General features: G+C 37.0%; 18 protein-coding genes. 8 read left to right on the top strand and 10 right to left on the bottom strand.

Going from position 1 to position 25,548, the window contains the following annotated elements:
* Positions 1-161: 161 nt before the first annotated feature.
* Positions 162-1,604, bottom strand: coding sequence for an amino acid permease (locus FDO66_RS00680; RefSeq protein ID WP_141430481.1), 1,443 nt, complete (start codon positions 1,602-1,604; stop codon positions 162-164).
* A gap of 624 nt (positions 1,605-2,228) precedes the next feature.
* Here FDO66_RS00680 and alsS point away from each other — a divergent pair.
* The 3 genes from alsS (at position 2,229) to budA (ending at position 6,537) form a co-directional block, all read left to right on the top strand.
* Positions 2,229-3,923, top strand: coding sequence for an acetolactate synthase AlsS (alsS, locus tag FDO66_RS00675; protein WP_141430480.1), 1,695 nt, complete (start codon positions 2,229-2,231; stop codon positions 3,921-3,923).
* A gap of 207 nt (positions 3,924-4,130) precedes the next feature.
* Positions 4,131-5,759: an L-lactate permease gene (locus FDO66_RS00670; RefSeq protein WP_141430479.1), complete on the top strand. Its 1,629-nt coding sequence runs from the start codon at positions 4,131-4,133 to the stop codon at positions 5,757-5,759.
* Positions 5,760-5,814: 55 nt separating this feature from the next.
* Complete coding sequence (gene budA / locus FDO66_RS00665; RefSeq protein ID WP_141430478.1) at positions 5,815-6,537, top strand: acetolactate decarboxylase; 723 nt, start codon at positions 5,815-5,817, stop codon at positions 6,535-6,537.
* Positions 6,538-6,587: 50 nt separating this feature from the next.
* Here budA and hmpA read toward each other — a convergent pair whose 3' ends face one another.
* Together hmpA and FDO66_RS00655 are read right to left on the bottom strand one after the other, a co-directional pair.
* Positions 6,588-7,808, bottom strand: coding sequence for an NO-inducible flavohemoprotein (gene hmpA, locus FDO66_RS00660; RefSeq protein WP_141430477.1), 1,221 nt, complete (start codon positions 7,806-7,808; stop codon positions 6,588-6,590).
* Between the two features lie 176 nt (positions 7,809-7,984).
* Positions 7,985-8,452 (bottom strand): MarR family winged helix-turn-helix transcriptional regulator, encoded by a 468-nt coding sequence (locus FDO66_RS00655; protein WP_141430476.1) that lies wholly within the window; start codon positions 8,450-8,452, stop codon positions 7,985-7,987.
* A 333-nt stretch (positions 8,453-8,785) separates the two neighbouring features.
* Here FDO66_RS00655 and FDO66_RS00650 point away from each other — a divergent pair, with 333 nt between their 5' ends.
* The 4 genes from FDO66_RS00650 (at position 8,786) to FDO66_RS00635 (ending at position 13,232) form a co-directional block, all read left to right on the top strand.
* Positions 8,786-9,013: a FeoA family protein gene (locus FDO66_RS00650; RefSeq protein ID WP_181444392.1), complete on the top strand. Its 228-nt coding sequence runs from the start codon at positions 8,786-8,788 to the stop codon at positions 9,011-9,013.
* The gene (gene feoB / locus FDO66_RS00645; protein WP_141430474.1) at positions 9,010-10,980 is read left to right on the top strand and encodes a ferrous iron transport protein B; all 1,971 of its coding nucleotides are present in this window, start codon (positions 9,010-9,012) and stop codon (positions 10,978-10,980) included. Before FDO66_RS00650 ends, feoB begins: the two co-directional genes overlap by 4 nt.
* Before the next feature lie 70 nt (positions 10,981-11,050).
* Positions 11,051-11,236, top strand: a complete 186-nt coding sequence (locus FDO66_RS00640; protein WP_141430473.1) for a FeoB-associated Cys-rich membrane protein — start codon at positions 11,051-11,053, stop codon at positions 11,234-11,236.
* A 367-nt stretch (positions 11,237-11,603) separates the two neighbouring features.
* Positions 11,604-13,232 carry an L-lactate permease gene (locus FDO66_RS00635; RefSeq protein ID WP_141430472.1) on the top strand — a complete coding sequence of 543 codons (1,629 nt, stop codon included), beginning with the start codon at positions 11,604-11,606 and terminating at the stop codon, positions 13,230-13,232.
* Positions 13,233-13,414: 182 nt separating this feature from the next.
* On the opposite strand, the gene FDO66_RS00630 is transcribed toward FDO66_RS00635, so the two are convergent.
* The 3 genes from FDO66_RS00630 to FDO66_RS00620 form a co-directional block, all read right to left on the bottom strand.
* The gene (locus FDO66_RS00630) at positions 13,415-14,734 is read right to left on the bottom strand and encodes a (Fe-S)-binding protein (protein WP_141430471.1); all 1,320 of its coding nucleotides are present in this window, start codon (positions 14,732-14,734) and stop codon (positions 13,415-13,417) included.
* Entirely contained in the window at positions 14,731-16,143 is a 1,413-nt protein-coding gene (gene glcD / locus FDO66_RS00625; RefSeq protein ID WP_141430470.1) for a glycolate oxidase subunit GlcD, read from the bottom strand. Before glcD ends, FDO66_RS00630 begins: the two co-directional genes overlap by 4 nt.
* Before the next feature lie 81 nt (positions 16,144-16,224).
* Positions 16,225-16,446 (bottom strand): sugar diacid recognition domain-containing protein, encoded by a 222-nt coding sequence (locus tag FDO66_RS00620; RefSeq protein WP_141430670.1) that lies wholly within the window; start codon positions 16,444-16,446, stop codon positions 16,225-16,227.
* 222 nt (positions 16,447-16,668) lie between these two features.
* Between FDO66_RS00620 and FDO66_RS00615 the strand changes: the two genes are divergently transcribed.
* Positions 16,669-20,967: a bifunctional 2',3'-cyclic-nucleotide 2'-phosphodiesterase/3'-nucleotidase gene (locus FDO66_RS00615; protein ID WP_141430469.1), complete on the top strand. Its 4,299-nt coding sequence runs from the start codon at positions 16,669-16,671 to the stop codon at positions 20,965-20,967.
* A 259-nt stretch (positions 20,968-21,226) separates the two neighbouring features.
* Here the strand turns inward: FDO66_RS00615 and FDO66_RS00610 are convergent, their stop codons facing one another.
* The 4 genes from FDO66_RS00610 to FDO66_RS00595 form a co-directional block, all read right to left on the bottom strand.
* Complete coding sequence (locus tag FDO66_RS00610; protein ID WP_141430468.1) at positions 21,227-21,502, bottom strand: aldo/keto reductase; 276 nt, start codon at positions 21,500-21,502, stop codon at positions 21,227-21,229.
* Between the two features lie 301 nt (positions 21,503-21,803).
* Positions 21,804-22,697: an ABC transporter permease gene (locus FDO66_RS00605; protein ID WP_141430467.1), complete on the bottom strand. Its 894-nt coding sequence runs from the start codon at positions 22,695-22,697 to the stop codon at positions 21,804-21,806.
* Positions 22,698-22,709: 12 nt separating this feature from the next.
* Positions 22,710-23,714 carry an ABC transporter permease gene (locus FDO66_RS00600; RefSeq protein WP_141430466.1) on the bottom strand — a complete coding sequence of 335 codons (1,005 nt, stop codon included), beginning with the start codon at positions 23,712-23,714 and terminating at the stop codon, positions 22,710-22,712.
* Positions 23,715-23,903: 189 nt separating this feature from the next.
* Complete coding sequence (locus FDO66_RS00595; RefSeq protein ID WP_141430465.1) at positions 23,904-25,505, bottom strand: ABC transporter substrate-binding protein; 1,602 nt, start codon at positions 25,503-25,505, stop codon at positions 23,904-23,906.
* Positions 25,506-25,548 lie beyond the last annotated feature (43 nt).

Below are 25,548 nucleotides of genomic sequence, written 5' to 3'. Positions count from 1 at the left end.
AATCAATATCAAAATATAAAAAAGCAAAAACCTAACAGTCATCCTGGTCGATGTTAGGTTTTTACTTACACTTGAAAAAAACTAGATCAAAAAAGATGGATACTCTTCTTATTAACCATATTCTCTTACTTAGACATTCACGCATTCTTAATGACTTGTACTTACTCTTTTCTTTTCTCTTCTCTATCTTTCCTAGGATAAATTTCTTCTGAAGCCTCCATACTCGTTCTCATCTGCCATTTTTCAAACGTACTTCCCCCTACTTTTTCCTTTGCGAATACTGCTGCCATTGAACGGGTACGAAATTTAACAGCCCAATAAATGATTGCAAATAATGCGACTAACGCTAATCCCGCAGCAAGACCAGCACCCTGACCGGGAACGAGCGGCATACTAACAATAATTGCGATTAGACATAGGAACGTGAACCAGGAAGAATAAGGATAACCAGGAAGCTGACACTTTCCTTTACATTCCATTTTTTTACGCAGCTTATAATGGGTAGCGATAATGATAGCGTAGGTAAATAGGAGAGCAAAACCACCTGAACTTAGCAAAAACAAATAGACCTGTTTAGGAAGAAGAAGCCCCAGTCCAAGACCAGCAAGCATCGAAATCCCCGAAAATAAAATTCCTCTATATGGAATATTTCCTTTTGCTTTTAACCAGGACGGAGCATGTCCTTCATCTGCCAAAGATCTGATCATCCTCCCTAAGCCAAAGGTTGCTGCTAACATCGTAGAGAGAATAGCTGATACTAATATTATATTGATGATGTTTCCAGCCCAGCCAAAGCCAAAGCGTGAAAGTGCAGCTACAAAAGGACTTGTTTCCTCTGTAAGATTACGGGTTGGAATTAAAGGGAGCAATACAGCTATCGCAGCAAGATAAAGCCCCACTAATCCAATTACCGTATACGTAATCGCTCTTGGAACTGTCTTCTGAGGGTCTCTTGTTTCAGAAGCAGCTAAACCAATTACTTCAAAACCTGCATATGTAAACATGACAATAAGCATACTCCCAGCAATGCCTCCAATCCCTGCCGAAAAAAACGGCTCAGCCGTAAGCTCCCCTGCTCCAACCCTCGGAACACCTGGCATTAAACCAACAATTAACACCAATCCAAAAATAACAAATCCTACAATCGCAAAAAGCTTTACAGCTGCTAGACCACTCTCTAACTTACTTAAGCGTTCAGCTCCTAATAAATTAAGAAGAGTAACGCCTATAATAATGATTGATCCTAATATTGGCAGGGATATCCAAGGAATCCAACCTCTTACGATCATGGAAACAGCAGTTGCCTCGCTTGACATTGCCAAAATAAGTCCTGTCCAATATACCCAGCCCACAACAAAGCCCAGCCCTGGACCAAAAGCCTTCTCTGCAAAGGTTCTAAAAGAACCTGGGGATGAGTCTGCTACCGTCATTTCTGATAGCGCAAATAGAATGAAATATACTAGAATACCACCTAAAATATATGAAATGATAATGGATGGTCCTGCTGTTCGAATGCCTACTGCAGCACCTATGAAAAATGAACCTCCTATTACAGTCCCCAAAGCTAACATTGTCAAAGACCATGCCGATAATCCTTTTTGCATAACTATACCTCCCGAAAAGTTACTGATTCTAACAGTATTTGTCAACAGAAGGAATGTTATGTAAAGGAATGAAGTTTTCATTTGGATTAAAGAAATTACACTATTAATATGATGTAACATTATTGTTTGATAAATTGATAAAACTTGGACACAATGCCTAACATTTTAGCTATTGTGCAAGGTTTTTTCTTAAAAAATTAAATTCATCCTCTGTTACATAATCTACATAATTTATGATCCAGTAGCTTTTATCACACAATAATTATTCATTTAAGCTCTACATAGAATATGGAATTCTAGTTTGAAGATTATTAAACAATCATAAATACATTGATCGTTCAACTGTTATAATTTTGAAACGTTCTTAAATTTGTCAAAATTTATTTTAAAGTCATTTCAAAGATACATATATAGACATTTTTCCAATTTCAAACGTTTTCAAACTAAAAGTATGAAATAAAAACAACTTCTTTCCCTATTATAACACACATGAATTTAGAGTATAACAGTCTGAAATCCAACACTGAAGTCTTGATAAAATTAAACATAGTTCTATAATTTGAAATATAAATCTGTTATACAAATTTTTAAAATTTTATTAGTACAGGGAAGGGTTGAGAAATAATGATCATCGAACAAGAAAAAAACGTTAATTCACAAAAAGTATCCGGTGGCGACCTATTAGTAGATACTTTAATTAACAATGGGGTTACTCATGTATTCGGAATTCCTGGTGCTAAAATCGACAAAGCGTTTGACGTATTAGAAGAACGCGGCCCTAAAGTGGTTGTTTGCCGACATGAACAAAACGCCGCTTTAATCGCCGGCGGAATTGGTCGAATAACTGGAAAACCTGGTGTATGCCTCGTTACTTCAGGACCTGGAGTAACAAATTTAGCAACCGGCTTAGTTACAGCAAATGCTGAAGGAGATCCTGTTGTTGCTATTGGAGGAAACGTATCACGTGCAGATAGCTTAAAACGAACACATCAAGCTTTACAAAACGCAGAATTTATGAAACATGTTTCTAAATATAGCGTCGAAGTTAATGATCCCCTTAATATTTCTGAAGCTGTAACTAATGCGTTCCGTGCCTCTACTGAAGGTCGTAAAGGTGCCGCTTTTGTCAGTATTCCACAAGATGTAATCTCTGCTCCAGATGTTGATACAAAAGCCGTTCCAGCCTCCCCATTTCCAGCAACGGGTCCTGCAACAAAAGAAGAAGTTGCGAAGCTAGTTCAACATTTAAAAAATGCTAAACTACCCGTTTTCCTATTAGGTATGAGAGCGAGTTCTCCAGAGGTAACCTCTTCTCTCCGTTTGCTATTACAAAAAGTAAAGGTACCTGTCGTTGAAACATTCCAAGCAGCTGGAGTCATTTCTCGTGACTTAGAAGATTGCTTCTTTGGCCGAGTTGGTTTATTCCGCAACCAGCCAGGGGATGTATTATTAAATAATTCCGACTTGATTGTAACTATTGGCTATGACCCAATTGAATATGACCCCATCTTATGGAATAAAGAAAACGATAAAACTATCATTCATTTGGATGACGTTCCAGCTGATATTGATAACAACTACCATCCGATCACCGAACTGATGGGAAACATCTCCCTTACTATTGATCGTATCAATGCAAAATTAGATACACTTGAGCTTGATCAAATCGCTATGCAGCTCCTTGATAAATTACGTAAACAAATTGACACCCCTGAGTTAGCACCTGCTGGTTCAAACATGGAAAATACAGTACACCCTATCACATTGGTGAGCACTATTCGTTCTTTAATCGACGACAATGTGACTGTTACAGTTGATGTTGGATCTCTATATATTTACATGGCACGTTACTTCCGCAGCTATGAACCGCGCCGTTTGCTTTTCTCTAATGGAATGCAAACATTAGGTGTAGCACTTCCTTGGGCCATTGCAGCATCTATCGTACGTCCTGGTGAAAAAGTGCTTTCTATGTCTGGTGATGGCGGCTTCTTATTCTCAAGTCAAGAGCTTGAAACAGCTGTTCGTTTACAATGCCCTATTGTCCATTTAATTTGGAACGATGGCTACTATGACATGGTTCGCTTCCAACAAGTAAAAAAATATGGAAAAGATGCAGCCGTTAAGTTAGGTCCAGTCGATTTTGTTAAATACGCAGAATCTATGGGCGCTAAAGGCTTGCGAGTTGAAAAACCTGAAGACTTGGAAAAAGTGTTAAAAGAAGCATTTAATTGTGTTGGACCAGTTGTTGTAGATATCCCTGTTGATTACAAAAACAATATTGAATTAGCCAAAACTTTGCTGCCTGATCAATTAGTATAAGTTTGCAAGGTCCTTGGAATGGTCAATAACATAAACCAAGTTGTTTGAAAGTTGCTTCTTAAGCTTTTCTAACAACTTGGCTTGGCCATCACACCTTTTGTCCCTACTATGTGCAATAAAAAAAAACGATTTAAAATCCGCACTTTATCTGAAAAGAAGTTAGATCATGTAAATACAAAAAGATAATAAATTTTTGGAGATGTTTTTATGCAAACATGGAATCAAGTATACAATCCGATGGGCAATATTTGGCTTTCAGCTTTAATCGCCGCTTTGCCGATCATATTATTTATCATTTGTTTAACGGTTTTAAAGCTAAAAGGGTATGTTTCAGGCTTCATCAGTGTCATTTTTGCAGGTTTGATTTCAATTTTTATTTATCATTTTCCGGTTAAAATGTTCGTCGGTTCTGCCTTATATGGTGTATTAGCTGGTATCTGGCCTGTCGCATCCATTGTATTAACTGCCATTATTCTTTATAAAATTACTGTTAAAACAGGCTATTTTGATGTCATTAAAGGAAGCATAACATCTATTACAGCTGATCAACGAATTCAAGTATTAATTGTCGCCTTCTCATTCGGTGCATTTCTAGAAGGGGCAGCGGGATTTGGAGCACCAGTTGCCATTACCTGCTCCATTCTTGTCGGATTAGGTTTCCGTCCAATTTATGCTGCAGGTCTTTGTTTAATTGCAAATCTTGCTGGCGGTGCATATGGGGCAATGGGAATTCCTGTTACAGCACCAGCTGGTTTAACAAATTTAAATCCTTTGCTTGTTTCACAATACACATCTAACATTATGCCGTTCATCGCCCTGCTTATCGCATTTTTACTAGTCTTTATTATTGACGGGTTTAAAGGAATTCGCCAAACTTTGCCTGCCATTTTGACGTGTGGAATTACATTTGGTGTCGTTCAAAAAATCATAACAACCTTCTTAGGTGCTGAATTGGTAGATATTTTTGCATCAATCGCAAGTATTATTGCCTTAATCATCTTATTGCGTTTTTGGAAGCCAAAAGAAATATATCGCATTAATAAGGAAGAAAAAACAGAAGAAATATCCATTCCACAATATTCAGGTGGAAAGATCATCTTTGCATGGCTTCCTTTTATTCTATTAACTGTTTTTGTAACGATTTTTAATTTAAATGTGATTAAAACAGCTTTACAACCAGGTGGATTCTTATATAAATTGGTTTTCTTCTTTAAAATCCCTAGCTTACATCAAGAAGTTATTCGTCAAACACCTATTGTGAAAACACCAACACCATACGATGCCATATATAAACTTGATTTATTTACAAATACAACAACAGCGATTCTTTTAGCCATTATCATTACAATGATCCTTTTCAAGGTCAATGGAAAAATGTTTAAAGCTACTATTTCTGAAACCTTTAAAGAATTATGGTCACCTATCCTAACGATCTGCAGCGTATTAGCACTCGCCTATGTTTGTACATATTCTGGTCTATCCTCGACAATGGGGCTGGCATTTGCTGATACAGGTCAATTATTCCCACTCTTCTCTCCAGTTCTTGGCTGGCTTGGCGTCTTTTTAACTGGATCTGTTGTGAACAGCGGAGCCTTGTTTGCACCTTTACAATCCGTTACAGCAACACAGATTGGGCTTGATCCTGCATCATTAGTAGCGATAAATGTCATTGGTGGAGATATGGCGAAAATGCTATCGCCGCAATCCATTGCTGTAGCCACGGCTGCTGTTGGTTTAGTTGGGCGTGATAGCGAGCTCTTCAAATTCACGATCAAATATAGCGGAGGATTTTTAATCATTGTAGGCGTGTGTAGTATGATTTTAAGCCTTATATAAATAGGAAGTTACTTAGCATTGTTTTAAAAGGAATACTTAATAAGAGGTGTTAGACATGTTAAAAACAAATCAAAAAAATGAATTGTATCAATATTCAACAATGGCTGCATTAGTTGGTGGAGTATTTGGTGGTACGATTACGTTTGAAGAGTTATTAAAGCACGGGGATCACGGCATCGGAACATTAGACAACTTTGATGGAGAGCTTATCATTATAAATGGAGAAGCATACCAAGTACGGCAAGATGGGAAAGCATATAAAAAATCCCCACATGAAACAACACCATATGCAAGTATTTCTTATTTTCAGCCCGACTTTTCATTTAAGATTGAAGGCGGAGCAACACAAAAAGAGATTGAAGAAATCATTTCTTCCAAAAGTGTTGGACCAAATGTCTTTTACGCAGTGAAGATTCAAGGTACGTTCAAATATGTTGATACTCGTGTTGTTCCTAAACAAAAACGTCCATACCCGCTTTTAGTGGAAGCTGTAAAGAATCAACCTACGTACCATTTTGATTACATTAGCGGTACAATGGTCGGATTTTGGACACCTCCTTTCATTCAAGGAATTGGTGTAACTGGCTATCATATTCACTTCTTGGATAAAGACGAACAAGTCGGTGGGCATGTATATGGCTACGAAATGATAGAAGGCATCATCGAGGTCGCACAACAAAAAAATCTTGATTTAGTTATGCCAAATTCTGAAGAATACTATCACACGGATTTATGTAATCCAGACATGGTCGAACACATCGAACTAGCTGAAAGATAGAAAAGCGGAATTACGAAAGAGGCTGACTTATTGCTAAGTCAGCCCCTTTCTCATTCATTTTCGAATGTACTCATTGGTCCAAAAAATTCATAATGGATTTGCTGTTTTTCTACACCTAGTTCTATTAAATTTTTATAAATAGACTTCATAAATGGAACTGGACCACAAAAATAAAATTCAGTGTTTTTTACGGTCACATGGTTTTTTAACCACTCTAAAGTGACATAACCTTCTTGATCAAAATTTTTATTAGCTCGGTCTTCTTCCGTAGGTGAATCATAAAAAACATACGATTTAACATTAGAATTCTCAATTGTAACTTCCTTGATCCAATCTCTCATAGCATGAACCTTGCCATTAGCAGTCGCATGAACAAACGTAACATCTCGATTTGGCTGTAGCTTTATTACCGTGTTCAGCATACTTACCATTGGCGTCACTCCTACTCCGCCACTTAGCAAAACTAATGGTGTTTCTTGATTGGTATTCAATATAAATTCACCTGCAGGTGCACTTACATGTAAGATATCTCCTACTCCAACTTTTTCATGCAAATAGTTCGATACAATTCCATCCGGTGTTTGATTGCCATCTTCTCTTTTTACTGTAATTCGATAATAATCTTTATCTGGAGAATCAGATAAACTATATTGACGAATATGGGTAAACTTCTCTCCGTCAATGCTCAGTTTTATGCTAATATATTGTCCTGGCTTAAATGATGAAATCGCTTTTTCATCCTGAGGTTTTAAATAAAATGAAGTGATAACATCACTTTCCGTTACTTTTTTAATCACTACAAAGCTTCGGAAATCACGCCACCCCCCCACTTGATTAGCAGAATCATTATACATCTCTGCTTCTACACTAATAAAAACATCCGCTATCACTGCATAGGTTTTCTCCCAAGCATTAATAATTTCTGGTGTAGCCGCATCTCCTAAAACATCTTTAATTGCTAAAATCAAATGTTTTCCCACTATAGGATATTGCTCAGCTTTAATACCGATACTTCTATGCTTGTGAGCAATTTGTTTTACCACTGGAATTATAGCTTCCAAATTATCTATATATTGAGCAGCTGCGTAAACGGTTCCAGCTAATGCTTTTTGTTGTCTCCCTTGTTTTTGATTTGCATGGTTAAAAATATTCAATAACTCAGGATGATTTTGAAACAATAACTCATAAAACCTGGTCGTGATTTTTTCACCGTATTCTTCTAAAACTGGAACAGTTGATTTAACAATATCAATCGTTTTTTTATCTAGCATGCTTCCATCTCCTATTCAATCACTATTTATATAGTGATTATAAGGAAAAAAACATAAAAAGATAGTGATACATATCACATTAATAATATTTAAACTGTGATAAAGTGGTTATTTTTTCTTCTTATCCATGTATGCTTAAGAAATGGTACTAGTTAAATAAGCGTTAATTCTATGGATTATGAGCTAAATCCACGATTTTTCAACGCTTCTTGTACAGGTTGATCCTTTAAAAATCGCATTAAGAATGTAATGATATTCTCCAGTTCTTCTTCTGAATATAACTTCTTAAATTCATCATAAAGCTGATTTTCAATCTGTTTTATCGCTTTTGCTTTTTCTTGCCCCTCATCTGTTAACTGTAAGACTAAAAATCTTGAGTCATTTGGATCCACTATTTTTTCTACAAGACCATCTTGATACATCCGTTCAATCAGACGCGATGGGCTTCCAGTCTCACAAATAAGAAGCTTCCCCAGCTCTTTAAGTGAAAGACTTTTCCATTCTTCCAAAACTCTGATAACCTCTGCTTGCGAGGCTGTTAACTCAATTTCCTTTAATAAATCATTCAACATCCGATTCCCAAGTCTTTGAGTTGCAAGGATCACATAACGCAATGCTTCAGCTTTCACATACTGATTATCCATGTGTTCTCACCTTTTTCTTTATAATCTACAATATATCTAAATTCATTCTTCTCAAATAAATGATAGGTCATTTATTATATTATACCTCCATCCATTGACAGTCAAGAAAAGCTGAAACCCACGAATTCATCTTACCTATATTCAAGGAATAAAGTTAACTTAACCCTAATGAACAGAGCGAAGTTAATGAAAACGTTTAAATAAGTTTATTTTGTGACAACTATCGTTAGAATCCTAAATATCTACTTCAACTGTATTGATGAAAAAAATATCCTACCGTATAATTAAAATTACATTGAAAATGATTATCATTAACAAAAAGGAGGGCTATTGATGTATCTAGATAAAGTGAGTATTGGAATTAGAGTATCCGTTAAAAATTCTGAATTTTTAAACCCTTCTCTTGAGCGCCGCCTTCTTTCTTTTGGCCTGAAAAAGGGCAGTGAGCTTTGTATGAAGCAAAAAGCTTTTTTAGGTGGTCCATGTGTTTTTGAATGTCAAGGACAGATGATTAGTATAAGAAAATGTGATGCAGCAAAGATTGAGGTGGAAAACCTATGAACATGATTGCACTTCTAGGAAATCCCAATACTGGAAAAACATCATTATTTAATATTTTAACTGATTCTTATGAATATGTAGGCAATTGGAGCGGTGTAACTGTTGAAAAAAAGGTCGGTACAATCAAAAAACAAGAAAATCAATTGGTTGATCTTCCAGGCGTCTATGATTTCACCCCTATTTCAAAAGATGAAGCTGTCGTAACCAATTTTTTAATTTCTGGTGAATTCAATAGCATGCTTAATATTGTAGATGCTTCTCAATTTGAGCGAAGCATGCAGCTAACGATCCAAGCACTTGAATATGAAAAGCCGCTAGTCATTGGCTTAAATATGATAGATGTTGCTAAAAAAAGAGGTATTACATTTGATTCAAAAAAGCTTAGTGAATATTTACATATTCCTGTTATCAATATCATTGCCCGTAGCGGTAAAGGAATTAACGAGCTTCTTTTGACGTTAAAAGAAGATATACCTTCCGCTCCATTTATATTAGATTATGGCGAGATTGCAGAAAGTGCGATTGATGAGATTCAAATTCTCACAAACAGCAATCGCTGGTTAGCCATACAGTTTTTAACTGGCAATCGTGCTGTGGAAGCAGAGTTTCAAAATCACCCTTCATTTGATAAACTCGTAACCATTCGAAAAGATGCAGAACACAAGCTGCATATGAAAATGAATGTGCATTTTTTTGAAAAGAGGCAGCTTTTTATTAATCAACTAGTTCAGCAATGTGCGGAAAAAGAAACAAAGACGTCCCCAACATTTACAGATCGACTTGATCGAGTTGTTACCCATCGATTGTTTGGATTGCCCATATTTCTCGGTCTAATTTATCTTATCTTTAATGTCACCTTCACTTGGATTGGTGCTCCGTTCTCGGACCTATTAGACGGATTTTTTAGCGGAACGATTACTAATTTAGCAACTCAGCTTCTCTCAAGCATCGGAGCCTCTTCTTTTATACAAGCTTTAATTGTTGATGGTATCATCGCTGGGGTTGGAGGGGTCCTTGTTTTTGTCCCACAAATTTTTGTACTGTTTTTCTTCATATCTCTACTTGAGGATTCAGGCTATATGGCTCGTATCGCAGTGGTAATGGACCGAATCATGGAGTTTTTTGGACTAAACGGAAAAGCATTTATTCCTATGATTATTAGCTTCGGATGCAATGTTCCAGGAATTATGGCTGCGCGCTCAATCGAACAGCGAAAAGAACGGTTAATGACGATTTTAGTCAATCCATTTATGAGTTGTTCGGCAAGACTTCCTGTCTACGCCTTATTCGTTAGTGCTTTTTTTGTAAAAAATGGAGCAACGGTAGTCTTTTCTATGTATATATTAGGAATTATTATGGCGTTAGTGGTGACAAAAATCTTATCCGTTACTCTACTAAAAAATGAACAATCTACCTTTATTATAGAGCTACCTCCATACCGACTGCCTCAAGCGAAAACGTTATGGAGAAGTACATGGGAAAAAGGCCGAAATTTCGTTCGTAAAGCTGGAACAGTTATTCTAGCTGGCTCAGTCTTTATTTGGTTATCTTCATATGCAGGACCAGGTGGATTCGGTGTGGATATGGAGGATAGTTTTATGGCTCTTATCGGTGGAGCGATTGCTCCTGTTTTCTTGCCGCTCGGTTTCGCTACATGGCAAGCTGTTGCCTCCTTAATGACCGGTTTTTTAGCAAAAGAAGTCGTCGTTTCGACAATGGCAATAATTTATAAAGTTCAAGAAGGGCAATTAGCTGTCACCATGAACAGCTTTTTCACCCCACTATCAGCTTATACCTTTATGGTATTTGTTCTACTTTACGTTCCTTGTCTAGCAACAGTAGCGGTTATTCGACGTGAAACAGGATCATTTAAATGGACTGCCTTCTCTGTTATCTATCCTTTAGTTACCGCTTATCTTGTTGCTCTAATCATTCATACAATTGGAAGGATTCTTGGTTTTGCATAAGTGAAACTTCCATATTTGCAGATTCATTATTCTTCTATTTATATCGGATAAAAAAGGAGTCGGAAAACAGATGATTGTAAATATAATTATCGCTTGTATCGTTTTTGGTTATGCACTGTATCACCTATTCAAATTTTTACGAAAAAGTACTCAAGGCAAATGTTCTAGCTGTGGACAACAATCTTCTTGTACAACAGAAGATTGTTCAGCCAACTGGAATAAAACAATTCAAGAAGCTCAAAAAGCACTCCATTAAAAAAGAGTGCTTTTTTTTTACAGTTAGATAGATATCAAGCTCCAACTAATTAAATAAACTGTTATATTTTTAATTGTTCATAAATTTGTCAAATAGTATGTAAGGATCATTTTTCGAACTTTTAAAGCCTTTTCTATATCATTAAAACGTTTACAGATGATAAATATCTTATCTTTCCAACTTTCCCATCTATTGTAACACACAACAAATACCTCTATAACAGATAAGAATATCGTTATGATACCTTGATAAAATTGAATGTAGTTCTATAATTTAGATATTAGTTCTATTATATAAATTTAATGAAAACTGATTAGTGCAGAAAAAAATACTTACATAAGAAACAAAAAGTTGGAGATGTATACGTATGGAAACATGGAATCAGATTTATAATCCAATGGATAGCATGTGGCTTTCCACATTTGTTGCAGCTTTACCTATTATGCTCTTTATCGCTTTGTTAACACTCTATAATATAAAGGGGTATATTTCAGGATTAATTAGTGTCCTTTTTGCGGGGTTTATTTCAGTCTTTGTATATAAGTTTCCAGTTAAAATGTTTCTAAGTTCTGCCATGTATGGGATGTTATCTGGTGTTTGGCCAGTTGCTTCTATTGTTTTAAGCGTTATTATTCTTTATAAAATAACCGTTAAAACTGGGTACTTTGATGTTATTAAAGGAAGCATTACATCTATTACAGGGGATCAGAGGATTCAAGTGCTAATTATCGCATTTTCTTTCGGGGCATTTCTTGAAGGTACTGCAGGTTATGGTGCACCAATTGCCATAACCTGCTCCATTCTTGTTGGATTAGGATTTAGTCCTATTTATGCTGCTGGTCTTTGTTTAATCGCCAACCTTGCTAGCGGTGTGTATGGATCGATGGGGATTCCTGTAACGGCACCTGCTGGATTAACCAATTTAAATCCATTACTAGTCTCCCAATATACATCAAACATTATGCCAATCATCGCTCTGTTGATTGCATTTTTACTTGTCTTCATCATTGATGGGATAAGAGGTGTACGCCAAACCTTGCCTGCCATCTTAACCTGCGGGCTGACATTTGGTATCGTGCAATATATCATTTCCACCTTCTTAGGAGCCGAATTAGTGGATATATTTGCATCCGTTTCCAGTATTATCGCATTAATGATCTTGTTACGATTCTGGAAGCCAAAAGAAACCTTTCGAATTAATAAAGAAGATAAAGTTATTGAAACACTTATTCCACATTATTCAGCTCGTAAGATCTTCTTTGCTTGGTTGCCATACATTATTCTTACAGTGTTTGTCACCATTATGAATCTACACGTGATAAAAGAAGCTTTACAACCTGGTGGGCTATTATATAAAACCGTTCTCTACTTCAAGATTCCAAATTTGCATCAAGAGGTAATCCGTGAAGCACCCATTGTGAAAATTCCAACTCCTTTCGATGCTATGTATAAGCTTGACTTATTAACAAGCACAACATCAGCAATCATTTTAACTATTTTCATTTCGATGCTCCTTTTTAAAGCAAATGGTAAAATATTTAGAGCGAGTCTTATAGAAACCTTTAAAGAACTATGGTCACCTATCTTAACCATATGTAGTGTACTAGCACTTGCCTATGTTTGTACCTACTCTGGCTTATCCTCAACAATAGGATTAGCGCTGTCAAATACAGGTCAGATATTTCCATTCTTAGCACCCGTTCTAGGCTGGCTTGGTGTTTTTTTAACCGGCTTTGTTGTCAGCAGCGGCACCTTGTTAGCACCGTTACAATCTGTAACAGCGACACAGATAGGACTTGACCCAGCTTCATTAGTAGCGATGAATGTCATTGGAGGAGACATAGCGAAAATGCTGTCTCCACAATCGATTGCTATTGCTACAGCCGCTGTTGGTTTAGCAGGCCGTGATAGTGACCTCTTCAAATTTACGATTAGCTATAGCGGAATATTTTTAATCATTGTAGGTGTTTGCAGCATCATTATGAGCCAAATTTAAGTGAGAGATTAGCTTCAAAACGTGTGAAACTGCGTTTCACTTGAATGTGTCAATTATCGCTTCTATTAACAAAATTCTTTAACAAAACCTTTAAAAAAGAATTCCAGAAAGAGACTTCTTAACCATTTATCCGTTAAAAAGTCTCTTTTTAATATCTCCTACGATTAAATCCTCTTTCCCGATCATTCATGTACAGCTTCCAGCAAGAGATCAGCTAAATGGACAGCTCGAACACTCTTTTCTAATCCTTCTCGAACAATACCAAGCTTCATTTGCAAAAGGCATCCTGGATTTGCCGTAGCAATCGTATGGGCATTTACCGATTTTACTTTCTCCATCTTGTAATCTAAAATTTGCATTGACATTTTTTGTTCTACTAAATTATATATGCCCGCTGATCCACAGCAATGATCCGCTTCTTCCATTTCTTTATAGGTTGTCCCTTTAATTGCCTGTATTAACAACCTCGGAGCACGAGCGGTTTTCATAACATTTCGTAAATGACATGAGTCCTGGTAAGTGATGATTTGTTCTGATAGCGATAAATTTTTTTCAATAAAGCCTAGTTCGACGAGAATTTCAGAGAAATCCTTTATTTTATGAGCAAACGCTTCAGCTCGATCCTTCCACTCCACTTCATCCTTCAATAAATGATCATATTCCACTAAAAGAGCTCCACAGCCTCCAGCATTTAAAACAATATCATCTACATCCAATGACTCAAACGCTTTAATATTTTGTTTTGCTAATTTCTTAGCCATTTGCTTCTCTCCGCCATGAGCATGCAAGGCTCCACAGCAAGCTTGTTGCTCAGGAATCACTACATCACACCCAGCTAAGCGCAAAAGCTCAATTGTCGCATTATTTGTATGCAAAAACATCGTATCCATTAAGCAGCCAGTAAAAAACGCAACCCTTCTTGATGTAGTCCCTTTAGCTGGAAGGATAGAAGAACGCTGCTTCAGCTCCATTTTATCGGCTATGACAGGAAGAATTTTTTCCATCATTGCTAAATTCCCAGGCATAATATTTAAGAGATGGCTTTTTTGGACGAACTTTTGCAAGCCGCTTTTTTGATAGTATGAAAGAAAATGATGCATCTTTTTTAAACGTTCCTTATGAGGAAAAAGCTGATCAAACACAATGTGTCTTAGTACCCGAACGGGAATTGAATGCTTCTTCTTTTGTTGAATAATATCCCGAGCCTCCTCTAGTAAATGTCCGTATTTCACACCTGAAGGACAAACAGGCTCACAAGCACGACAACCTAAACAAAGATTCAATTGTTCTTCAACCGATTCATCCGGTTCTATTAACCCGTCAACTACTCCCTTCATTAGGGCAATTCTTCCTCTAGGAGAGGCTGCTTCATACCGATTGGTTTGTCCATAGGTAGGACAAGTAGGTAAACAAAAGCCACATCTCATGCAATTCATTAGCTCGTCATAGTCTAAACGCTCTTGAAATCCTTCTTGAATTTCTTTTTTTATGGTTGACTTCATGCTTGCACCACCACTCTTTTACGAGAATCTTTGGCAAAGATCTTCCCTGGATTCATGATTCCATTTGGATCTAATGCATGCTTAATGGCTTTCATAGCAGCCACTCCTTCTTCGCCTATCTTTAAAGTCAAATAAGGGGACTTCATTGCACCTACCCCATGCTCCCCAGTAATGGTTCCACCAAGCTCGATCGCTTTCTCGAAAATTTCTTCAAATGCTTGCTCGACGCGATGAATTTCCTCCTGATCACGTGCATCTGTTAAGCATGTAGGATGCAAATTACCGTCTCCAGCATGACCAAAGGTGCAAATTTTCAAATCATATTTTCTTGCAATTTCATTGATGGCATAGACCATCTCGCTAATTTTCGAGCGAGGCACTGTCGCATCCTCTAGTATGGTAGTAGGCTTCAAGCGTGCAAGTGCTGATAATGCCGACCTTCTTGCGGTAGATAAAGACTCCGCTTCTTGCGTAGAAGCAGCTATTTTCACAGAAACAGCTTTGCCATCGCGACAAATCGTGGAGATTCGCTGAATATCCCTTTCTACTACTTCAGAAGGTCCATCCTGCTCGATCAATAAGACAGCGTTTACATCAGTTGGTAGACCTACCTTTGCAAAAGCTTCAACGACCTCACAGGTTGGCTGGTCAAGAAATTCAAGTGTAGCAGGAATGATTTTATGTGCAATAATCGCGGAAACCGTTTTAGCTGCTGCATCCATATCTTCAAACAAGGCTAATAGTGTTTTCTTTGTTTCAGGAATAGGGATTAGCTTTAAAATCGCCTCGGTAACAATTCCTAGCGTTCCTTCTGAACCGACAAATAAATTTGTTAAATCGTACCCTGCAACATCCTTTGCCAGTTTCCCACCAGTCCGAAACACGCTGCCATTCGCTAAAACCATTTCAAGACCTAATACATAGTCTTTAGTCACGCCATATTTTAACCCTCTTAACCCACCTGAACATTCATTTATATTCCCGCCAATTGTCGATATTTTCATTGAACTTGGATCGGGAGGGTAAAATAATCCCTTTGCTTCAACTGCTTTTATTAAATCAAGTGTAATGACCCCTGGCTGAACGGTGATCGTTAAATTCTCTTCATCAATCTCTAGAATATGATTCATATGATTAAAAAGAAGGACAATGCCTCCTTTAATTGGACAGGTTCCTGCACTTAAATTGGTACCTGATCCTCGTGGAATAATAGGAATTTTTGCTTCATTACAAACCTTTGTTATTTGTTGAATTTGTTCTCTATTTTCCGGCATGATCACAGCATCTGGTAAAGACTGAAAGTTTGGTGTGGCATCATAAGAATAGACAAGTCTAGCTTCATTGGAATCTTTAAAATTATTCTTTCCTACAATTCTTAACAATTTCTTTTTAATAGATTCATTAAGCATCAAAGAACTCCCCCTTTTACCCTTAATTATAGTAGGAATGCAATAGCATAACGATGGATCATCATACAAATGTAAACGATTTCAAAAATCTAAATCTATAAAGGTGAAAGCGGTATAAAAAAATCCAATACCCTTTAAGCTTCTACATCTATTTTCGTCCATTTTTTTATTTGTTTCAAATATAAAGCTTTTCTTTGTTTTCACGACAATACGAGCTCCCACATAAATGGAACCTATTCTCTGATCATCCGTTGAAGCAATAATAATCCCCTGCTGATCAACAACAATAATATCTTCAGTGATGACAACTGTTCATAAGGGGTACCGCTGTTATTATTGTAAAGAATGCTCTTACGATCTATTTTTCCTTTTTCAACATATTTCATCAATTAATTAGGTAACTTGTAGAAAATTATTAATAATTTTACATTTTTATAACAAAAATTAACATTAATGTTAAAGGAATTTATCAAATAACATCGAAAATATAGTAGAAAGTTCAAGAATTGTTGAAAGGTGGATTTTATGGAAAAAGAAAAGCATCATCTTATTCGCAAAAGTTTTCATATTTTTGCAGTCCTTCTATTGCTTCTTAGTCTTATACCCTCATACCTAATTGCAACACCTGCAAAAGCAGAAGAGTTACCTGTCGTAGATTTACAGCTTCTTGAAACTACTGATCTTCACGCCAACATAATGGACTATGATTATTACAGCGATGCACCAACAAGTAAATTTGGTCTAGCAAGAACAGCTCAATTAATTAATCAACATAGAAATAATGCCAAAAACACGATCCTTGTCGATAACGGCGACCTTATTCAAGGCAGTCCACTTGGAGAGTATGTATACAAGCATCAACAAGAATTCGATAATGGGGCAAGTCATCCAATATTCAAAGCTTTAAATATACTAAATTACGATGCAGGTACTCTCGGAAATCATGAATTTAATTATGGTCTTGAATTTCTTGATAACAGCTTAAAGGCTGCTAATTTTCCGATTGTTAACGCAAACGTGTTTAATCTTGATGGCAGCTATCGTTATGCTCCTTATAAAATTGTTGATAAAGAGGTTACTGACAATAGCGGCATCAAGCATACGCTTAAAGTCGGCTATACTGGTTTTGTTCCTCCACAAATAAATACATGGGACAAAAAGAACCTTGACGGTAAAGTGATCACAAAAGATATTGTTGAATCAGCTAATAAAGTTATTCCTGAGATGAAAAAGGAAGGCGCTGACCTTATTATCGTGCTCGCTCATACGGGTATCGAAACACAGGAGCAAGGTGAGAATGCTGAAAATGCCGTTTTCGACCTTGCCTTAAAAGTGCCGGGCATAGATGCGATTGTATCAGGTCATCAGCATGATCTATTTCCTGGTAACAAAAAGTATGAAGGCATTGCTAATATAGATGTCGCAAAAGGAACGATCAATGGTATTCCAGTTGTCATGCCGAAAAACTGGGGAAGCCATCTTGGTGTCATTGATTTAAAATTGCAAAAGGAAACAGACGATTGGAAAGTCATTGACTCTAAATCAGCAGCGGAACCAATTACTACTGTCACCGCTCCTGATCCAAAAGTAGCGGAAGCCATTAAAGAGGCTCATGAAAAAACCCTACAATATGTCAGAACACCTGTCGGAAAAACTGAAGCACCGATTAACAGCTTCTTTGCACTTGTACAAGATGATCCTTCGATTCAAATTGTGACAGATGCACAAAAATGGTTTGCTGAAAAAGAATTAGCCGATAGTGAATATAAGAATTTACCGATTTTATCTGCTGGTGCTCCATTTAAAGCCGGTGGACGCAATGGGGCAGATTATTATACAAACATTGCACAGGGTGACCTTGCGATTAAAAACATCGGAGACCTATATCTTTACGATAATACCGTATACGTTCTTAAGCTGACAGGCGCAGAAGTTAAAGAATGGCTCGAAATGTCTGCTGGCCAATTTAACCAAATTGACCCTAATAAAACAGAAGAACAAGCATTAGTAAATTCGGACTTCCCTACTTACAACTTTGATGTCATTGATGGGGTTACCTATCAAATTGATGTCACAGAGCCTGCTAAATACAAAAGAGATGGCACGGCTGCAAATCCTGAAGCATCAAGAATTAAGAATTTGAAATACGAAGGGAAGGACATTGACCCTAACCAAGAATTTCTCGTTGTCTCAAATAACTATCGCGCTTCTGGCGGCGGCTATTTCCCTAATATTAAAGCCGATAAAGTTGTTTTTAGCTCAACGGTAGAAAATAGACAAGTACTAAATGACTATATTACAGAACAAAAAACGATTAACCCATCAGCAGATGGCAACTGGTCTTTTGCTCCTGTATTCGGTGATGTAAAAGTTACATTTGAATCGTCTCCAAAAGCACAAGAATTCACTGGTGACAATATTTCTTATGTACAAACTTTAGAAAGCGGATTTGCTAAGTATGAGATGTATCTTCCAAAGTCCGGAATAGAAGAACCTTTATGGGATTTAACGATCATGCATACGAATGACACACATGCCCATTTAGATAATGTAGCTAGACGAGTAACAGCAGTAGATGAAATACGTAACACGACAAAAAATAACCTTTTATTAGATGCAGGTGATGTATTCTCAGGAGATCTGTATTATACAGAGTGGAAGGGCTTAGCCGATCTTGAATTTATGAAACTAATGAGATATGATGCTATGACTTTAGGAAACCATGAATTTGATGATGGTCCTTCAACATTAGCTCAATTCATCAAAGATGCTGACTTCCCAATTGTTAGTTCTAACTTGGATTTTAGCAAAGAGCCAGCACTTAGCAGTCTATTAAAACAGCAAACTTTATTTATGGCAGGCGAAGTAAAAGATCCGGGTATTTATCCTTATGTTGTAATGGATGTTAACGGAGAAAAAGTAGCCGTTTTCGGACTGACAACAGAAGATACGGTTGAGGCTTCCAGTCCTGGTGAAAACATTGTCTTTAACCAGGCAACAGAATCAGCAAAAACAACAGTTAAAAAGATCACTGATAACGAACAAGTCGATAAAATCGTTGCTTTATCGCATCTTGGCTATGAACGCGACCTAAAACTTGCTGAAGATGTAGAAGGCATTGACGTCATTGTGGGAGGACATACCCATACAAAAGTTGATCAACCAGTCATTATCAATAATGATGATACGCCAACAGTTGTCGTTCAAGCAAACGAGTTCAGCAATTATTTAGGGCGCCTTGATGTAGCATTTAATGACCAAGGGATTGTTATTCCGGAAGTAACCACTGGAGAATTAATTACCCTTGATAAAAATGTTCCTGAAAATGAGGAAGCGAAAGCCCTTCTTTCTGACTACAAAAACCAGCTCGATGCGATAAAGAATGAAGTTGTCGGAAAAGCAGGCGTTGAGCTTGATGGTGTTCGCAATAATGTTAGAACAAAAGAAACAAATCTCGGAAACCTAATTGCTGATGGCATGCTTGATAAAGCCAGAAGCACCATTAAAGGTGCTTCCACTTCCATTGCAATTCAAAATGGAGGAGGAATTCGCGGTCCAATCGATAAAGGCGACATCACATTAGGTGAAGTCAGAACTGTTTTACCATTTGGAAATACGATCTATCTTGTTGATCTAACTGGTGAGCAAATCGTTAAAGCCTTGGAAAACGGTGTGAAAAATGTGGAAACTGTGGCAGGTGCCTTCCCACAAGTCGCTGGCATGAGATATAGCTTTACAAAATCAAGACCAGCTGGCGAGCGAATTTTAAGTGTGGAAGTAAAAAATGAGGATGGCTCTTACTCACCTATCGACATGAATAAAACTTACAAAATAGTAACAAATGCCTTTGTTGGAAAAGGCGGAGATGGTTATGATGTCCTTAAAGAAGGAAAAAATGGAGAAGATTTAGGGATCGCCGACTATGTAGTATTTACACAGTACTTAGATAAACAAAAAGATAAAACCGTTTCTCCTGTTGTAGAGGGGCGCATTACAGAAATTTTCGAACCTTCTATTGCTATAGAAAATAACAGCGCAAAAGTGATATTCGATGAATCATTTAATGCTTATGTGCAGCAGGCTAATGATGTTGTCGTTCAATTACCTAATACTAAAAACTTAAAATCAATCGAACTGAATCTTACAAAAGAGCAGGTTCAACTATTAAAAGCACGTCCAAATCCTGTGCTCACGATTAAAAATGAAAAAGTAGGCTTAATGATCCCGTCTGCAAACTTGGAAGAAGCAAATACTGTTATTAAGCTAGTAAAATCAGAACCTATTAAAGATGCTTTAACCGATGTTTATGATTTTTCGATTCAGCAAGATGGTAAAGAATTGAAGAATTTCAAAGACAAAGTGACGCTAGCCTTCTTCCTTGATAAAGAAGCAAAAAATCCTAAAGTTTATTATGTTGATCGAAATGGAAATAAATTCACCGAAGTCGAAACTGACTATGAAGGTAGCGTTGTATACGGGCATGTTGATCACTTTAGTGAATATGCTGTATTTGAGAAGATGAAGACTGGTGAAAACCCGAATCCATCGAATCCAAATCAGCCTAATAATCCATCTAATCCGAATCAACCAAACGGACCAACGAATCCGTCGAACCCGAATCAACCTAACAGTCCAACGAATCCGTCGAACATAAATCAACCTAACGGATCTACTAATTCGGGTACTACTAATGGACATGCTCTACCGAACACAGCAACAAATATATTCAATCAATTCATTGTAGGTATATTGCTTTTTGTTGGAGGTCTTTCCGCTTACCTTTATTATAGAAGGAAACAGCGTTTAAACCGATTCAACATTTAATCGAAATTTGTTTAGTAGTATCTATAAACAAAGCTGAATACAACAATACAGGGAGCAGTCATCTCCCACCTTCCAAGCATGAAGGTGGGGATTCTTAGGCAGCTTCCTGGGCATGAGTTCGGTATTGAACTGGACTCATGACTTTTAATTTTCCATAATTCGTTTGTAATACATGCACATATTAGGAAAGAGCCTTCTTAACCGTTTATTTATTAAGAAGGCTCTTTACTTAATCGTCTCTAACTCTCTTCTATTCCTATCATTCCTGCTTTCGGATAACGTTCTCCCCAAATTTTGTAGCTACAAAAGCCTCACCACTCCATTCCTTTAAAACAGAACCGACTAACTCCTCATTATTTCCAGTACCATATGCATCTGCAGTATCTAAAAACGTAATCCCTGATTCAAGAGCTGTAAGAATTGTACTTTGTGCTTCCTTATCATCTGCATTGCCATAAAATTCACTCATTCCCATACAACCTAAACCAATTGCGGATACAGTGGGGCCAAATTTCCCCAAACTTCTTTTTTCCATTTTAAGATGCTCCTTTGCAATAATTTTAGAGCGTAAGGCTATTTAATGATGGTTTATATAGCATTTAGATTACTCTTTAAATCGGCAATGATGATTCCATTATATAATACTCATTAGATGATGTGTCATTTATATAAATAATACACGAAAGATTTATTAATTTAAATAAGAATAAGATTAACATTTGAAAAATAGACTAGGTAATTTCAAGTGAAAAAGAAGTTTTCTATAGAATAAAAAATTGAACGTAATCAACTAAAACCTAAAACAAACTGCAAGAAAAATTCCCGCAGTTTGTTAATTAGTTTTTCATCCGTGGGTCCATGGCATCTCGAAGCCCGTCACCCATCAAATTAAACCCAAGCACCGTTAACATGATCGCAATTCCAGGAAAAAATACTGTCCATGGTGCTTGAAGAATAAAATCCTTGGAATCCGATAACATTTTCCCCCACTCAGGTGAAGGAGGCTGTGCACCCAAACCTAGAAACCCTAATGCAGCAGCTTCGATAATGGCAGTAGCAATAGCCAAGGAACCTTGGACGATAATGGGTGCAATACTATTAGGGAGTATATGGTGTAATAAAATACGTCCATCTCCCATCCCAATCGCTTTTGCTGCAGTAATATACTCTTCTTCCTTTACTGACAACACCCTTGAGCGAACTAATCGGCCAAAGGTAGGCACATTAATAATAGCAATAGCGATTAATGCATTTTGCAATGATGGGCCAAGCATTGCTACTATCGCTATCGCAAGCAAGATACTTGGAAAAGCTAGTAATATATCAAATATACGTGATATGATACCGTCAATCCAACGACCATAATAACCAGCAATAATCCCAAGGAATGATCCAGCAAGGACAGATCCAATTACCGAAAAAAAGCCCACCGTCAATGATATTCTTGCTCCAAAAATGACACGACTAAGAATATCTCTGCCAAAATCATCCGTTCCAAACCAATGTTCTGCAGATGGAGGAAGATGTTTATCCCCTAATTGTGCTTCTTTATAGCTGTAAGGTGCAATGAAATCAGCAAAAATGGCAATTAGAATAAAGAATATAACTAGTCCTAATCCAAATAATGCTGCTTTATTTTTCTTGAAATTTTTCCAGCCCTCTTTCCAAGGAGATATCAATTGTTCTTCAACCACTTTTACTTGCGTTACATTTGTTGAAACTTGCTGCATTGATAACCCCCCCTAACTATATTTAATTCGTGGATCAATGGCCGCATATAATAAATCCACAATTAAGTTTATTAGAACAAATACTAGCGCTAGAATCAGAATCCCAGACTGAATCACTGGATAATCCCGAAACTGAATGGCTTCAAAAATATACGTTCCCATCCCCGGCCATCCAAAAATGGTTTCTGTTAAAATCGCTCCACCCAATAAAAGCCCTGTTTGTAAACCGATAACAGTTAAGACTGGAATAAACGCATTTTTTAAGGAATGCTTATAAACTACCCAAAACATCTTCATTCCTTTCGCTCTTGCTGTCCGGATGTAATCTGAACGCATGACCTCAAGCATGCTTGATCTTGTAATACGAGCAATAATAGCCATTGGAATGGTAGCTAATGCTATGCTTGGTAAAACTAAATGCTGGATCACCTCGATAAACTGATCAAATCTTCCTTGTAGTAAGGTATCAATTAAATATAAATTCGTAATTGCTTCTACAGGATTGCGAATATTATCACGCCCTGTGGTAGGCAGCAAGTCCAAATGAATGGAGAAAACGTATTGTTCCATTAATCCAAGCCAGAAAATTGGCATAGAAACACCAATTAGAGCGATCAGCATAAAAATATAGTCAAACCAAGAGTTTTGAAACCACGCAGAAATAATTCCGGCATTCACACCAATAATAATGGCAATAACCATAGCCACTATGGCTAATTCAGCAGTTGCTCCAAAATAAGGCCAAATTTCTTCACTTATCGGTGACTTCGTTTTTAAAGAGGTACCTAAATCTCCGGTAACTAGTTCCTTTATATAATCAATGAATTGAACAGTAAGTGGTTTATCAAGTCCCAATTGCTTGTTGAGGTCAGCAATAGCGTCTTTTGTTGCAAGCTGCCCCAAAATTTGCTGTGCTGGATCCCCAGGTATGGCATGAATTAAAGAAAATACAATGACGACCATTCCTAAAAGAACAGGAATAAGTAATAGTAAGCGACGTATGGTGTAAGCAACCAATTACCTGGTCAACTCCTTTCTAGCATTAATATTTTTTCAAAAGTTGTCTAATGAATGAGCAATGTATTGAGTTTTACGCTGTCTGATTTCCTATTACAGACGGAAGATTGACATGCATTATCTTCATTTGGTACCTTTTTTATGTATCTAATGCCTAATAAAAAGGGGAGTATGCACTCCCCATGAATTTTAGTTTACAGTAATTTCAGCAAAACTTTGTGAACCAGTTGGATGTGGAATAAAGCCTTTAATTGTGCTCTTTCCAGCTAATTGCGGTGTGGAGTGCGCAATTGGAACCCAAGGTGCATCATCATGAGCGATGACTTGCGCTTGCTTATAATAATCATTACGCTTAGCTTCGTCTGTCTCTGTTTGTGCTTTAATTAATAGATCATGAAAATCGTTGTTTGCATAATAAGAGAAGTTATTTGAACCTATGGCATCTTTGTCTAAAAGTGCATACATGAAGTTGTCTGCATCCCCGTTATCCCCAGTCCATCCTGCGATGAACATCGGTCCTTCACCATTTGCTAACTTGTCTAAGTAAGTACCCCATTCAAACGTAACGATTTTTGTTTTAATGCCGATCTTTTCAAAATCAGCTTGAAGAGCCTCTGCTACCTTTTGACCATTAGGCATGTACGGACGTACAACAGGCATTGTCCAAAAATCAACACTAAATCCATTTGGATATCCAGCTTCAGCTAGTAATTTCTTCGCTTCGTCTAAATTATAATCATAATCCTTAATGTCATCATTGTACCCACTTATGGAAGGCGGAATTGGATTTTTAGCTGGTATAGCTGTTCCTTCATAGAAATTTTTGATTAATCCTTCTTTATTAACAGCATGACTAATAGCTTGACGTACTTTGGGATTATCAAATGGAGCCTTTTCAACATTGAAGCCAAGATAGCCTATGTTCATGGATGGTCTTTCAAATAATTGCAAATTCTTTGATGACTTCACTTTTTCAATATCACTAGGATTTACTCCATCGATTAAATCGACTTCTCCTTTGGTTAAAGCGTTCAATCGAGCAGAATTATCTTTAATTACTTTTAAAATGACCTTATCAAGCTTCGGCAATCCTTTTTTCCAATAATCATCATTCTTAACCACTGTGATCGTATCATTTCGCTTCCACTCTTGAAACTTAAATGGACCTGTTCCTACAGGATTTTCGATATATTTATCTCCATATTTTTCAATTGCGGCAGGACTTGAGATCCCAAATGGAGTCATGGCTACATTTTTTAAAAAAGGTGCTTGTGGTCTAAATAATGTAAATTGAACTGTGTTCTTATCAACCGCTTTTACCTCTTTTATTACAGCTGATTCTTCCCCTTTAAAACCACCAAATTGCGACTGATAATAAGGAAATTGTTCAACATTTCCATTTGCCCAGCGATCAAAGTTTGTCACAACAGCTTCAGCATTGAAATCGGTTCCATCTTGGAATTTTACACCTTCTTGAAGCTTGAATGTATAAGTTAAACCATCATCTGAAACTTCCCAAGATTTTGCAAGTTCTGGCTGGATTTCCGTTGAGTCCTTCTTGTAAGAGACTAAATTTTCAAAGATTTGATTTGCAACAATTAGTGATTCTCCATCTGTTACAGTTGCAGGATCAAGACTAACAGCATCTCCTCCGCGCCCATAAACTAATACACCACCAGACTTATTACTGTCTTTCCCTTCATCACTGCTAGAACTGGATGATGAACAACCCATTAAAGCAAGTGAAAGAACTAGGATAAAAATGAGTAGTCCCGTAAGCTTTTTCTTCATCTCTTTCTTTCCCCCAATTATTATTTCTTGTTAATTTTATTTT

Origin of the sequence: Bacillus sp. 03113 (genome assembly GCF_006546985.1) — a bacterium.
In the GTDB taxonomy this organism is placed as follows: Bacteria; Bacillota; Bacilli; order Bacillales; family Cytobacillaceae; genus VATK01.
Note: the sequence above shows the minus strand (reverse complement) of the source record. Positions and strands in the feature narration are given on the sequence as shown.